Genomic DNA, 15,056 nt, shown 5'->3' on the forward strand with positions numbered 1-15,056 from the left:
GCTTATTTTTTAATTTGTTCGTTAATCCCTTTTTCCATCGCTTTCCAAGCCAATGTTGCACATTTAATACGTGCTGGGAATTGAGATACGCCTTGTAATGCTTCCACATCACCAAGGTCTACATCTTCATCGTGCTCGTGACCTAGCATCATTTCTGAGAATGTGTGTGCTAGTTCTACCGCTTCATCAATGGTTTTGCCTTTAATCAATTGTGTCATCATCGATGCAGATGACATCGAGATTGAGCAACCTTCGCCTTCGAATTTTGCATCGGTTACGATGTTGTCATCGACTTGAAGTGTTAAATGAATGCGGTCACCACATGTTGGGTTGTTCATATCAAGCTGTACATTCGAGCCTTCAAGAGTTCCTTTGTTACGTGGTTTTTTATAGTGGTCCATAATTACTGAACGATATAGTTGATCTAAATTAGACATTTCCGAAATACTCCTTCGTGAAGCGCACCCCGTCAGCGAGCTTGTCGATTTCTTCTTTCGTGTTGTACACGTAGAAGCTTGCGCGTGCAGTCGCTACGCAATTTAACCATTTCATTAATGGTTGTGCACAGTGATGCCCTGCACGAACGGCAATACCTTGGCTGTCTAGCGCCGTTGCTAGGTCATGTGGGTGAACATCATCAATGTTGAATGTCACAAGACCTGAACGTTCCATTGGATCTTGAGGGCCGTAAATCGTTAGGCCATCGATCGTTGTTAACGCTTCGAACGCATATTTTGATAATTCTTGCTCATGCGCAAGAATATTATCCATACCGATATCGTTTAAGAAATCGATTGCTGCGCCAAGACCAATTGCGCCGGCAATAATTGGTGTACCTGCTTCAAATTTAGCTGGAAGATCCGCCCAAGTTGAGTCATATAAACCAACAAAGTTAATCATTTCGCCACCGAATTCGACAGGCTCCATTTTTTCGAGGTGTTCTTTTTTACCATATAATACACCAACACCAGTTGGACCGCACATTTTATGACCTGAGAATGCCAGGAAATCGCAATCTAAATCTTGTACGTCTGTATGGAAGTGTGGAACGCCTTGCGCACCATCAACAACGATGACTGCACCGTGTTTATGAGCAATCGCTGCCACTTCTTTAATTGGGTTATGTGTACCTAAAACGTTTGATGCGAATGTCATCGCAACAATTTTTGTTTTATCGGTAATTGTTTTTTCGATATCAGCCATCGCTAATGTACCGTCTGGTTGCATATCGATATATTTTAATGTAGCACCAGTAGCTTTCGCTAGTTGTTGCCATGGGATTAAGTTCGAATGGTGTTCCATATACGTGATGACAATTTCATCACCTTCTGAAACGTTTGCACGACCGTAGCTTGCTGCCACCATATTTAAACCAGTAGTTGTACCACGTGTGAAAATAACTTCGTCAGTTGATTTTGCGTTAATAAACTGACGAACTTTTTCACGAGCGCCTTCATAAGCGTCTGTAGCACGGTTACCTAGCGTATGGACGCCACGGTGTACGTTCGAGTTGTCTAACTCATAGTAGTTTTTAAGTGCTTCAATTACTTGAATCGGTTTTTGCGAAGTAGCCGCGCTGTCTAAATAAACAAGTGGGTTACCATTAATTTCTTGGTTTAAGATTGGAAAATAGCTACGAATGTCGTCTTTGATCATTATTTTACTTTCCCTTCGATAACTTCGATTAATTGTTTTTTCACACCTTCGATTGGAAGTTGAGAAACAACAGGTTCAAGGAAGCCATGGATGATAAGTCTTTCAGCGTCTGTACGAGAAATACCGCGGCTCATTAAGTAGTAAAGTTGCATTTCATCAACGCGACCTACTGAAGCTGCGTGTCCTGCCGTTACATCGTCTTCTTCAATAAGAAGAATTGGGTTCGCATCGCCGCGAGCGTCTTTTGAAAGCATTAAAACGCGTGATTCTTGTTGTGCGTCTGCTTTTGTTGCGCCGTGTTCGATTTTACCAATACCGTTAAAGATAGCGCGTGCTGAATCTTTTACAACGGCATGCGTTAAAATGTTACCTAATGATGCTTTACCCCAGTTACGAACTTCTGTTGTGAAGTTTTGGTTTTGTTTGCCGCTACCAACAACAACTGTTTTCGTATCTGCTACAGAACCATCACCGCGTAAATGTGTAATGCTTTCTGCGATTGTATCACCATTGTTCATTAAGCCTAATGCCCAGTCGATTTCAGCATCACGTAATGTTTCACCGCGACGGTTTACATATGTTGTGAAGCCTGCATCTAATGTATCAACTGCGCCAAACGTAATTTTCGCGCCATCGCGAGCGATCACTTCTGTTACGATGTTTGCTTGTGTGTTGTTAGATGCTACGCCTGAGAAATAGTTTTCAACGTATGTTACTTTTGAGTTTGTATCTGCCACGATTAATACGTGGTTGAATAATGAAGCATCTGCATTATCAACGTAGAATACAGATTGTAATGGCGCTGCTACTTCAACATCTTTTGGCACGTAGATGAATACGCCACCGTTCATTAATGCTGCGTGTAATGCTGTTAATTTATGCTCATCTACTGTCACAGCTTCTGTCATGAAGAATTTTTGTACTAACTCGCCATGCTCTTTCAGTGCTGTGAAAATATCTGTCATAATGACACCTTGTGCTGCTAACTCTTCAGTTACTTGAAGGAAAGCTGGTGTGTTGTTGCGTTGGATGTAAACGTTTTGTTGACCTTCAACGTCTACGATTTGTTTTACAGCTTCAGGTAGCTCAGCTAATGAAGCGTATGTGTCAGATTCAACTGTATGAGCTGGGAAATTGAAGAAGTCCCATTTCTCAATGTTTGTTTTATCTGGTTTAACCATATCTAAGTTTTCAACTTCCGCAAGAGCACGTTCGCGAAGCTCTGCAAACCATGTTGGTTCGCCTTGAGCTTCAGAGAAAGAGCGTACATCTTCGGCTGTTAAAGCAAGTTTTGTTTCAACCGTCATCTGTGCTCGTCCTCCTCGATTATGCTTCTTCTACTACTGCGTTTGTATCTTTAATGCCTAGTTCTTCTTTGATCCAGTCATAACCTTCCGCTTCTAAACGTTGTGCTAGTTCAGAACCACCAGATTTTACAACTTTACCTTGCATCATTACGTGAACGTGGTCAGGTGTGATGTAGTTAAGTAAGCGTTGGTAGTGCGTGATCATTAAGCAGCCGAAGCCTTCGCCGCGCATTTCGTTAATCCCTTTTGACACGATTTTAAGTGCATCGATATCAAGACCTGAGTCGATTTCATCAAGTACAGCGAATTTTGGTTTAATCATCATTAATTGAAGAATTTCGTTACGTTTTTTCTCACCGCCAGAGAAACCTTCGTTTAAGTAACGTTGGCCCATTTCTTCTGGCATTTCTAAGAAGTCCATTGTTTTATCTAATTGCTTGATGAATTTCATGATTGAAATTTCATCGCCTTCTTCACGACGAGCATTGATTGCTGAACGTAAGAAGTCTGCGTTTGTAACACCAGCGATTTCTGATGGATATTGCATCGCTAGGAATAGACCAGCTTGAGCGCGTTCGTCTACTTCCATTTCTAATACGTTTTCACCGTCAAGTAAAATTTCACCTGAAGTTACTTCGTATTTAGGGTGACCCATAATTGCTGAAGCTAATGTTGATTTACCAGTACCGTTAGGACCCATGATTGCATGTACTTCGTTTGTATTTAGCGTTAAGTTAACGCCTTTTAAAATCTCCTTGTCTTCGATTGAAACATGAAGATCTTTAATTTCTAAAGTTGACATTCTAATACCCTCCGTTTGCGTTTCCCGAATGGCGTATCCATTCTTAATTTAAATCATTCTAATCTTAACTTAATTAAAAAGTGATTGCAACCATTTGAATTTCATTCTCAAGTAGATTCCTTAATCGTTGCTATGAAAAGATTTCCTATAATAGTAGCGACGTAAAAAGTGCATTTCTTTTAAAATTTTCTCATTTTCAATAAGCGCTTTCTAATTGAGAATTGATTTCAATAAAGATCGTTGGTTTTCACTATTAAAATGATGATAAACCGCATTATATCACGTTTTGAATGACATTTCTTGTGTCATAAAAAAAGGCTCGTAAGCGATGTTTACGAGCCTTCCTATCGTAGTTATTGTGCTAACGCCTGTGTTTCCGTTAAATATTTCGCTACTTGTGCGGCAACTTCGCGCCCTTCTTTAATCGCCCATACAATGAGCGATGGACCGCGGCGCGCATCACCTGCCGCAAAGACACCTTCGACGGTTGTCGCATAATCACGACCTGATGCGTACAAACGATTGTTTAAGACGTTCACGCCAAATTGTTGTGCAAGTGCCGATTCGGTACCTTCAAAACCAATCGCCACAAAGACATAATCAGCCGGCCATACTTTTTCAGTGCCAGGAATTTCTTCAAAATAGGCATAACCTTCATCATTAACAATTTTATTCATTTGAACCGTATGCAGCTCTTTGACGCGCCCTTGTTCATCAGCGACGATTTTTTTCGTTTGAATGCAATATTCGCGCGGGTCGCCGCCAAATTTGGCGTCCGCTTCAGCATACGCATAATCCAGTTTATATAGTTGTGGGTCTGCTGGCCACGGTTGCTGTTGTTGACGTTTCACAGGGAGTGCTGGGTGCTTCCCAAATTGATGCACCGATTGACAACCTTGGCGCACAGCTGTTGCCACGCAGTCAGCACCTGTATCACCGCCACCGATGACGAGGACATTTTTCCCTTTCATATTCAGCGCGCGCTCGTCTTCAAAGTTTGAGTCTAATAAGCTTTTCGTCACGCCATGTAAATAGGTCATCGCTGGAATGACACCTTGCGCCTCGCTCCCCGGCATCCGTAGTTCACGTGCTTTCGTGGCGCCTGTTGCCAGCACAACGGCATCGTATTGCGCTTTTAATTCGTCTGCTGTAATATCTATTCCAACGGCGGTATTTAGCTCAAAATGGATGCCTTCCGCTTGCAGTAAGTGAATGCGGCGCTCAACGATTTTTTTATCGAGCTTCATATTTGGAATGCCATACATCAACAGGCCCCCTGCACGATCATCGCGCTCAAAAACCGTCACATGATGCCCACATTGATTCAATTCATCGGCTGCTGCTAAACCAGCTGGACCTGAGCCGATGATGGCGATTTTTTTCGTTGTGCGCTGCTGTGGAATGCGCGGTTGCACCCAGCCCATTTCAAAGCCTTTATCAATAATCGACTGCTCAATGCTTTTAATGGCAACGGCTGGCTCATTAATGCCAAGCGTACAAGAGCCTTCACATGGTGCTGGGCAGACGCGACCTGTAAATTCTGGGAAGTTATTCGTCATCATTAAGCGCTCTAATGCTTCCTGCCACTGCCCATGATAAACGAGGTCATTCCATTCCGGGATAACATTTTGAATCGGACAGCCCGCCGCAAAGCCACGAATCTCAATCCCCATATGGCAAAACGGTGTACCGCAATCCATGCAGCGTGCCCCTTGTGTTGTTAAATCGGCATCCGATAAACGCGCCGTATATTCTTCAAAGTTTTTAACGCGTGCTAGCGGTGCCTTTTCCGTTACTTTCTTGCGATCATATTCCATAAATCCTGTTGGTTTTCCCATTCTAAGTCACGCTCCTTTAAGATTTTGTCACGGCTCGATCGTTCGGTGCTGTCACGACTGCAAATGCTTTCATCGCCGCTTCTTGCTCCGATAACCCTTGCTGTTCAAACGAGGCAATCTGCGCAAGCATCTGTTTATAATCGGTTGGTACGACTTTAATAAAGCCATCCATCGCGGTCGCAAAATCACGTAAGATTGCTTTCGCTTTTGAGCTATCCGTATAATGAATATGTTTTTCGAGTAATGCTTTTAACAATTCCATATCTTGCTGTGTAAATTGTGTCGTAAACTCAATCATTTCTAAATTACACGCCGCTTTGAACGCCTCGATATTTGTCGGACGAACGTAGGCGACACCACCAGACATACCCGCACCAAAGTTTTTACCGACGTCCCCTAAAATCACGACATTGCCGCCGGTCATATATTCAAGCCCATGGTCACCAATGCCTTCAACAACAACGTCAGCGCCACTATTGCGCACCGCAAACCGCTCGCCGGCGCGCCCATTAATAAACGCCTCGCCACTTGTCGCACCGTATAAACAAACGTTCCCAGCAATGACATTCGCCTCGTCGCGCCCTTTAATCGGTGCCGAAACAAGTACCTTCCCTCCTGATAACCCTTTACCGAAGTAATCATTGGCATCACCGTCGACTGACATCAACATCCCGTTTGGAATAAAGGCGCCAAAACTTTGTCCTGCAGAACCGGTAAAATGCAGTTTAATCGTATCTTCCGGTAAACCAACCGCGCCGTACTGCATTGAAATTTCGCTGCCGACAATCGTTCCTACTGCGCGGTCGGTATTGTTAATCGGGAACGTCAGCGAAATCGGCGACGCATGTTTAATCGCAAAATCAACACGCGGTAAAATTTCGCGTAAATCGAGTGTCTGTTCTAGTTTATGTTGTTGCGCTCCTTGCTTCGTACGTGGTCCATCTACTTGATAGAGCAGTTTCGATAAATCTAGCTGACTTGCTTTCCAATGCGTGTTGGCACGGTCACTCACTGTAAGTAAATCCGTACGACCGACCATGTCTTCAAATGTACGGAAGCCGAGTTTCGCCATATATTCGCGTACTTCTTCGGCAATGAATAGCATAAAGTTCACGACATGATCTGGCGAGCCGATAAATTTTGCGCGAAGTTCTGGATTTTGTGTTGCAACACCAACAGGACACGTATCTAAATGACAGGCACGCATCATCACGCAACCTAACACGATTAATGGCGCCGTCGCAAAACCAAATTCCTCAGCGCCAAATAACGCCGCCATTATGACGTCTTTCCCGGTCATCAGTTTACCGTCTGTCTCAAGCGTTACGCGGTCACGTAAGTTGTTAAGCATGAGCGTTTGATGTGCTTCTGCTAAACCAAGCTCCCACGGTAGTCCGGTATGTTTAATACTCGTTTTTGGCGAGGCCCCTGTACCACCATCATAGCCACTAATGACGATGACATCAGCCGCCCCTTTTGCGACACCAGCAGCAATGGTCCCAACGCCCGCTTTGGCGACAAGTTTTACGGAAATGCGCGCATGACGGTTTGCATTTTTAAGGTCATAAATGAGCTCTGCCATATCTTCAATTGAATAAATATCATGATGCGGCGGTGGTGAAATTAAGCCAACACCCGTTGTTGAGCCACGCACCGCCGCGACCCACGGATACACTTTATTCCCCGGAAGCTGACCGCCCTCGCCCGGCTTTGCACCTTGCGCCATTTTGATTTGAAGCTCATTGGCATTCACTAAATAATGCGATTTGACACCGAAGCGTCCAGAAGCGATTTGTTTAATTTGTGAGCGGCGTAAGTCCCCGTTTGCATCGGGCTCAAAGCGTGCCGCATCTTCGCCACCTTCACCAGAATTCGATTTACCACCAATGCGGTTCATCGCGATTGCGAGCGCCTCATGTGCTTCCTGTGAAATCGAGCCAAATGACATCGCGCCTGTTTTAAAACGTTTCACAATCGATGCAGCGGACTCGACTTCTTCTAATGGAATACTTTCGGTTGGTTTAAACGTTAATAAATTGCGCAGGAAGCCTAAGCGCTCCTCATTGGCCATTTCTGTATATTGATGGAACAAGCCAAAGTCATTTTTACGCGTTGCCCACTGCAACGTATGAATCGTTTTTGGATTAAACGCATGATGCTCACCATTTGCTCGCCATTGATAGTCACTGCCCGGTGGTAAGCCCTTGTCACCCGACTCAACTGCTTGTTCATGACGGCGACGTGCCTCTTCACCAATGGTTTGAAGATCGATACCGCCAAGCTGACTTGCTGTACCGGTGAAATGCTTGTCGATGACGTCTTGTGAAATGCCGACTGCTTCAAAAATTTGCGCGCCGCGATAACTTTGGATTGTTGAGATGCCCATTTTCGACATCACTTTCACGACGCCTTGACTTGCCGCATAAACGTAGCGTGCAAGCGCCTGTTCATAACTCATATCCAAATGCTCATCGCGAATGGCTTTATCAATCGTCGCAAACACTAAATATGGGTTAATGGCATCGACACCATAGCCGATTAATGCGGCATGATGATGCACTTCGCGTACTTCCGCCGCTTCTACGATAATGCTCGCTTGTGTGCGTTCGCCGGTGCGCACAAGATGCTGATGAAGGCTACTTGCAGCAAGTAAAATCGGCAACATCGGCTTGTCGATTGTGACATTGCGGTCCGATAAAATAAGCAGTTCGACACCACGGCGAAGTGCCACGTCTGCTTCCGCTGCAATGCGCGCTAAATCGCTCGCCACATCATGCGTCATCGTTAACTCAATAACAGCAGATTGCTTGTGGTCATGCTGTTTTAGCTGCGCAAATTGACCATTTGTTAAAATGGGTGTTTCTAAAAAAATCCGTTCGCAATTTTTTGCTGTTGGATGCAGGATATTGCCTTCCTTTCCAAGTAGCGTCATTGTCGACGTCACTAAATGCTCACGAATCGAGTCAATCGGCGGGTTGGTTACTTGCGCAAATAGTTGTTTAAAATAATGAAATAAAGATTGCGGCTTATCCGATAAAACCGCAAGTGGCGTATCATTGCCCATCGAACCTAATGGGTCTGTTTTACCTGTTACAAGCGGCACGATATATTTATGGACATCTTCATATGTGTAACCAAAAATCTTTTGATGAAGCAATAAATCATCGATATTTTCTGACTTTTCTCGTTGCTGTTCGAGCTTCATTAAATGCTCGTCTAACCATTGTTGATATGGTTTCGCTGCTGCCATGTCTTTTTTCAAGACATCATCGGCAATAATTTCACGTTGTTCTAAATCGATTAAAAGCATCTTCCCTGGGCTTAATCGTTCTTTATACGCCACCTGTTCTTCAGCTACGTCAATGACCCCGACTTCTGAAGAATAGATAATATAATCGTCTTTTGTTACATAATAACGCGCTGGGCGTAAGCCGTTGCGGTCTAAAATCGCCCCAATTTGTTGACCGTTTGTGAACGCGATTGATGTTGGACCGTCCCAAGGTTCGATTAATGTGCTATTGTATTGGTAGAACGCCTTTTTCTCAGCTGAAATATGCGGATTTTCTGTCCACGGTTCCGGAATCATCATCATCGCTGTTTCTGCTAATGAGCGACCTGCTAATACGAAAAACTCAAACGCATTATCGACCATCGCTGAGTCAGAGCCTTCCGCATTGATAATTGGGAGTACCTTTTCAAGGTCATCGCCAAACGCTTCCGAAACCAATTGTCGTTCGCGTGCTTTCATCCAATTGGCATTGCCAAGTACGGTGTTGATTTCGCCGTTATGAATAATGTAGCGGTTCGGATGAGCGCGTTCCCACGACGGGAATGTATTCGTAGAATAACGTGAATGCACAAGTGCCATCGCGGACGTAAACTGCTCATGTTGTAAGTCCACATAAAACTGTGCCACTTCCTCAGGTGCTAATAAACCTTTGAATACCATCGTTTGCGTTGATAAACTTGGACAATAAAACGTGAGATGTTGCGCTTTCGCCCAATTTTCTACACGCTTGCGAATGACATACAGTTTTCGTTCAAATGCGAGGGAATTTTCTGACAAACTACTAGCAATGAATAGTTGGCGAACAACCGGCGCTGTTTGCTTTGCCGTTTCACTTAACGACTCGGTATTTGTCGGAGCAGTACGCCAACCAATCAGCGTTTGACCCTCCTCTGCAATGACCGCGTTGAATTTTTCTTCAATTCGTCGTCGCTGAGCGTCATCTGTTGTGAAAAACAACTGACCTACAGCGTATTCGCCTTTCGGTGGTAGCGCCCATGTTGTCACCTGACGGAAAAACGCATCTGGAATCTGCACCATTAGCCCAGCACCATCACCTGTTTTACCGTCGCTGCCACGTCCTGCTCGGTGGTCTAGGCGGCAAAGCATCGCTAAACCTTGCACGACGATGTCATGTGTCGGTTCATTTTTTAAGCTCGCATAAAAGCCAATGCCACATGCATCATGCTCGAAATTTGGATGATAAAGCCCTTGTTCTTTCTGAATATTTTGAAACGTCATAAAAATCCCTCCCTTGTGAATCTATTTTAAATTCACAAATCAATGCAAACAATATATACTTTATATAGAATCAATCTAAAAAATAGATGAATTGGAGTTGACATGCCTTGGAATTACGACAACTACGCTATTTCGTCGCAGTTGCTGAACGTGAACATATCTCAGAAGCTGCTGAAAATTTACATGTTGCACAATCTGCTGTCAGTAGACAAATCGCCAATTTGGAATCTGAATTAGGTGCTGAATTGTTTGAACGCATCGGCCGCAACGTCAAATTAACACCAATCGGACATGTGTTTTTAGAACATGCCGTCGTCGCGTTAAAAGCGATTGATTTTGCAAAAAAACAAGTCGATGAATATTTAGATCCTGAGAAAGGCACGATTAAAATCGGGTTCCCGACGAGCCTAGCAAGCTTTTTGCTACCTACTGTCATCTCAGCATTTAAAAAAGAACATCCGAATGTGTCATTCCACTTGCGCCAAGGGTCTTATCGCTTTTTAATTAACGCCGTTAAAAATCGCGAGCTCAACTTAGCATTCCTTGGACCTGTGCCACAAAAAGATGAATTGATCGATACAAAAATTTTATTTACCGAAAATATTTCCGCACTCGTTCCAGAAAACCACCGTCTAGCCGAAAAGAAAGAAATTCAGCTTGGTGACTTACGCAACGAAAACTTCGTATTGTTCCCAGAGGATTTCATTTTAAATAAAGTTGTTGTAGATGCGTGTAAGTCGGTTGGCTTTACGCCAAATATTACATCAGAGGGAGAGGACATGGATGCGTTAAAAGGGCTTGTTGCAGCGGGCATTGGTATTACGCTACTGCCAGAGTCAGCATTTTATGACGCCACGCCGCGACGCACCGTGCGCCTATCACTCATCGAGCCACCATTCACACGCAACGTCGGTGTCATCTTCCCAAGCACGCGTGAACTCGCACCATCGGAAGAAATTTTCTTAGAATTCGTTGGTCATTTTTTCTCGCGTCTGACACAATTCCGTTAATGCAAATCCTTCTGATAAGCGCTTCAGAAGGATTTTTCATAACCTAAAAAAGAAAGCGTTTCCACTAAATACTATATAATAGAAGAAACCCCAAATCGTTTTAGTTTAATTTTAAAATATTTTGCGTTATACTACTGTACGCAAGCATTTTGAAAGGGGTTTTATAAATGAATCGTTTAAATAATAAAGTCGCACTTATTACAGGTAGTGGTGCAGGGATTGGCAAGGAAATCGCGAAACGTTTTGCAGGCGAAGGTGCCAAAATCGTTATCGCTGATTTTAACGAAGCCGCGTTAACAGACACTGTGAAAGAATTACAAGCTGCAGGACATGAAGCATTCGGCGTCAAAGTGAACGTAGCAGTAGAAGAAGATGTGCAACGCATGATTGATGATTCGATTGCACACTTTGGTCAGCTCGATATTTTAGTAAACAATGCCGGTGTGAGCGATAATATGCAAGCAGCAGGCAACGTAACTGATGACGTATGGCAACGCGTCTTTGACATTAACGTAACAGGCGTTATGCGCGGCATTCGTAAAGTTCTGCCTCACTTCACAGAGCGCGGTAAAGGAACAATCGTCAATATGGCTTCGATTTCAGGGTTATTTGGCGGTCGTGGCGGCTTAGGCTATACAGCGGCTAAACATGCGATTGTCGGCATGACAAAGAACGTAGCGTCACAATACGGTGCACAAGGCGTGCGTTGTAACGCCATCGCTCCAGGACAAATCCAAACAGGCTTCGCGGCGAATATGGCCAATGTCGATAAATTCGGTATGGAAGCAGCCATTCGTGGGACAAACTTAATGTCACGTGCAGGTACAGTTGATGATGTCGCAAACATCGCGCTGTTCTTAGCATCAGACGAGTCAGATTTAATCAACGGTGTAGCATTAGCTGCAGACGCTGGTTGGAGCGCTTATTAGAGGCTGAGACAGGCGTGTAACAACACCCTCTCAGATGAGCATAAAAAAACCGGAATCGCGCGGTAGCGCGGTTCCGGTTTTTCGTTGCGAACTAATGAAATGTGTTGTCAAAGCCTCTATTTACTTACAGGAACGACAGAACCGCCCCATTCATCTGTAATGAATTGTTGGATTTCTTCAGAATGTAATACGTCCACTAATTTTTTAATCGCTTCGCTGTCTTTATCGTCTTTACGCACTGCGATAACGTTTACGTATGGTGACTCATCATCTTCAATCGCAATTGAATCTTTTTTCGGATTTAAGCCTGCATCAATGGCGAAGTTTGAGTTGATGACAACGGCATCTACATCTTTTGAATTGTTGTACGTTTGTACGAGCATTTCTGGATTTACCGCTGGATCGATTTTTAAGTCTTTTGGATTTTCAGCGATATCTTTAATTTCAGCTGTTGTTTTATCAACGCCGTCTTTTAATTTGATTAAGCCATTTGCTTCAAGAAGCGTTAAAATACGACCTTGGTCCGCTACTGATTTTGAGATAACGATTTTTGCGCCTTTTGGTAAATCTTCTAATGATTTGTATTGTTTCGAGTAGATTGCGATTGGCTCGATGTGGATACCACCCGCATTGACGAAATCATAATCTTTGTTGTCTTTCATTTGTTGTTCAAGGTATGGAATGTGTTGGAAATAGTTCGCATCGATATCACCTGAAGCTAATGCTTTGTTTGGAATAACATAATCTTGCGCTGTTTCGATTTCAAGGTCCACGCCTTCTTTTTCAAGAATTGGTTCTGCTTTTTTCAAGATTTCTTGGTGTGGTGTGTTCGAAGCCATGATTTTTAGCGTTGTGTCATTTGCATCGCCGCCTGATTTTTCTTTGTCGTCTGAGCCACATGCTGCTAGGCTAAGTGCTAATGATGCTGTTAATAAACTTGCTACTAATTTTTTTGAAGCTTTCATAATAATAAATCCCCTTTTCCCTCTATATATTTGATACGCTTTCGCGTTATCTTTTATCAAATTTTGCTGTGAAGAAGTCGCCGATAAATTGGATAATAAAGACGATCACTAACACGCAAATGGTTGCGACAAATGTTACATCGGTACGTCCACGTTGGAAACCGTCGACAAACGCCAAGTCCCCTAGTCCACCAGCACCGATAATACCGGCCATCGCGGTGTATCCTACAAGCGCTACTGCTGTTACCGTAATACCTGACACAAGTGCCGGTAATGATTCTGGAATCAACACTTTAAAAATAATCGTTGATGTTTTAGCTCCCATTGAGCGCGATGCTTCAATGACGCCTTTGTCAATTTCACGTAAGGCGATTAACACCATGCGTGCATAAAATGGTGCAGCGCCGATAATTAACGCTGGTAATGCCGCATTCGCTCCTAAAATCGAGTCGAATAAAAATGTTGTAAACGGAATTAATAAAATGACTAAAATGATAAATGGAATCGAACGGAAGACGTTGACGAATGCGCCGGTAATCCAGTTCGCTAATTTATTTGCCCATAGTTGATACGGGCTTGTTAAAAATAAGATAATCCCTAATGCGAGTCCTAAAATAAACGTGATGACCGTTGACACAGCCGTCATATAGAGTGTTTGCAGTGTCGCCTCCCAAAGGCGGTCCCACTCAACGTTTGGAAATAAATCAGTTAGCATCACGAATCACCTCCGATTTAATTCCTTTGTTTTCTAAATAATGAATCGCAGCGGCGACATCGGCATCTGCGCCGGTTAACTGAACGATTAATGTGCCGTACGGGCCACTTTTTGTCGGTGAAATATTCCCGTGGACGATGTTGACGTCTACCGTAAATGTACGAATAATTTCAGTAATGACCGGTTGCTCGGTTTGGTCGCCGACGAAAAATAATTTAATTAATTCGCCGTCGCGGTAATCTTCGAGCATTTGCGCCACCGATTCTTTCTGACCTGATGATGTCACCTGTGTCACAAAACGTTTTGTAATCGGCGCTTGTGGATTTTGGAATACTTCAAGCACATCACCTTGTTCGACGACTTGCCCTTTTTCCATAACCGCTACGCGATGACAAATTTTTCGAATAACGTGCATCTCATGTGTAATCAAGACGATTGTTAAGCCTAGTTTGTCGTTAATGCTCACTAGTAAGTCTAAAATCGCATCGGTCGTTTCGGGGTCAAGCGCTGATGTTGCTTCATCACAAAGCAATACAGTCGGGTTATTTGCGAGTGCACGGGCAATGCCGACACGCTGCTTTTGACCACCAGACAATTGCGATGGATAGGCATCATCGCGACCTTCTAAGCCAACGAGTGCAATTAATTCTTTGACACGTTTAGCGCGGGCCGCCTTTTTCACACCAGCGATTTCTAGTGGAAAGGCGATGTTTTCTGCCACTGTACGTGACCATAATAGATTGAAGTGTTGGAACACCATACTAATATTGTGACGCGCATTGCGTAGCGCATTGCCGCGTGCTTTTGAAATATTGACATCATTCACAATGACGTCGCCTGATGTTGGTTGTTCTAAACCGTTCAGTAAGCGAATCATCGTACTTTTCCCGGCGCCACTGTATCCGATAATGCCAAAGATTTCACGATCTTGGATTGTTAAATTCACATTATCGACAGCAGTTAGAGAGCCGTTTGCTGTTTTATATTGTTTTGAAACATTTTCTAACTGTATCACTGTCACTCCACCTTATTCTAAAACTTTCGAAATCTCTGATTATTTATATGCCAACAATTCACGATGTTTACTATTGGATTTCTTTAACAAAAAAAGAAAACCCTTCTGCTAAAGAGTAACAGAAGGGTTTAACATATCGTGTCAAACCGTTCTCTCATCTCCCAAAGTAAGACTTTGCGTGATTTGGCACCATATCACAAATTGCGACGGTTGCCGGGCTTCATAGGGCACTTCCCTCCACCTCTCTAAATAAGAGTAACGACATAAGTTTTTGTTTTATTGTTGCTTCCT

At 43.6% G+C, this 15,056-nt stretch carries 11 protein-coding genes and 1 riboswitch; of the genes, 2 read left to right on the top strand and 9 right to left on the bottom strand.

Annotated features, from left to right (window positions below; all coding sequences use genetic code 11):
• Nucleotides 1-2: 2 nt before the first annotated feature.
• From sufU to gltB, 6 genes are all read right to left on the bottom strand, one after another.
• Entirely contained in the window at nt 3-437 is a 435-nt protein-coding gene (sufU, locus tag V514_RS0108700; RefSeq protein WP_035944541.1) for a Fe-S cluster assembly sulfur transfer protein SufU, read from the bottom strand.
• Complete coding sequence (locus tag V514_RS0108705) at nt 430-1,656, bottom strand: cysteine desulfurase (protein ID WP_029499571.1); 1,227 nt, start codon at nt 1,654-1,656, stop codon at nt 430-432. Before V514_RS0108705 ends, sufU begins: the two co-directional genes overlap by 8 nt.
• On the bottom strand, nt 1,656-2,963 hold the full coding sequence (sufD, locus tag V514_RS0108710) for a Fe-S cluster assembly protein SufD (RefSeq protein WP_029499572.1): 1,308 nt from the start codon (nt 2,961-2,963) through the stop codon (nt 1,656-1,658). Before sufD ends, V514_RS0108705 begins: the two co-directional genes overlap by 1 nt.
• 19 nt (nt 2,964-2,982) lie before the next feature.
• Nucleotides 2,983-3,765 (bottom strand): Fe-S cluster assembly ATPase SufC, encoded by a 783-nt coding sequence (gene sufC / locus V514_RS0108715; protein ID WP_029499573.1) that lies wholly within the window; start codon nt 3,763-3,765, stop codon nt 2,983-2,985.
• Nucleotides 3,766-4,118: 353 nt separating this feature from the next.
• Nucleotides 4,119-5,603, bottom strand: a complete 1,485-nt coding sequence (locus V514_RS0108720; RefSeq protein ID WP_029499574.1) for a glutamate synthase subunit beta — start codon at nt 5,601-5,603, stop codon at nt 4,119-4,121.
• A gap of 16 nt (nt 5,604-5,619) precedes the next feature.
• Nucleotides 5,620-10,131 carry a glutamate synthase large subunit gene (gltB, locus tag V514_RS0108725; protein WP_029499575.1) on the bottom strand — a complete coding sequence of 1,504 codons (4,512 nt, stop codon included), beginning with the start codon at nt 10,129-10,131 and terminating at the stop codon, nt 5,620-5,622.
• 107 nt (nt 10,132-10,238) lie between these two features.
• Between gltB and V514_RS0108730 the strand changes: the two genes are divergently transcribed.
• Nucleotides 10,239-11,141, top strand: a complete 903-nt coding sequence (locus V514_RS0108730; RefSeq protein WP_029499576.1) for a LysR family transcriptional regulator — start codon at nt 10,239-10,241, stop codon at nt 11,139-11,141.
• A gap of 167 nt (nt 11,142-11,308) precedes the next feature.
• Complete coding sequence (locus V514_RS0108735; protein WP_029499577.1) at nt 11,309-12,070, top strand: SDR family NAD(P)-dependent oxidoreductase; 762 nt, start codon at nt 11,309-11,311, stop codon at nt 12,068-12,070.
• A gap of 116 nt (nt 12,071-12,186) precedes the next feature.
• On the opposite strand, the gene V514_RS0108740 is transcribed toward V514_RS0108735, so the two are convergent.
• The 3 genes from V514_RS0108740 to V514_RS0108750 are packed head-to-tail and all read right to left on the bottom strand — an operon-like array spanning nt 12,187 to nt 14,765.
• Complete coding sequence (locus V514_RS0108740) at nt 12,187-13,035, bottom strand: MetQ/NlpA family ABC transporter substrate-binding protein (protein ID WP_029499578.1); 849 nt, start codon at nt 13,033-13,035, stop codon at nt 12,187-12,189.
• A 46-nt stretch (nt 13,036-13,081) separates the two neighbouring features.
• The gene (locus V514_RS0108745) at nt 13,082-13,750 is read right to left on the bottom strand and encodes a methionine ABC transporter permease (protein ID WP_029499579.1); all 669 of its coding nucleotides are present in this window, start codon (nt 13,748-13,750) and stop codon (nt 13,082-13,084) included.
• Complete coding sequence (locus tag V514_RS0108750) at nt 13,740-14,765, bottom strand: methionine ABC transporter ATP-binding protein (protein WP_029499580.1); 1,026 nt, start codon at nt 14,763-14,765, stop codon at nt 13,740-13,742. Before V514_RS0108750 ends, V514_RS0108745 begins: the two co-directional genes overlap by 11 nt.
• Before the next feature lie 151 nt (nt 14,766-14,916).
• A riboswitch (SAM riboswitch) is annotated at nt 14,917-15,021 on the bottom strand.
• Between the last annotated feature and the right edge of the window lie 35 nt (nt 15,022-15,056).

It is taken from the genome of Kurthia huakuii LAM0618 (assembly GCF_000505545.1).
GTDB lineage: Bacteria > Bacillota > Bacilli > Bacillales_A > Planococcaceae > Kurthia > Kurthia huakuii.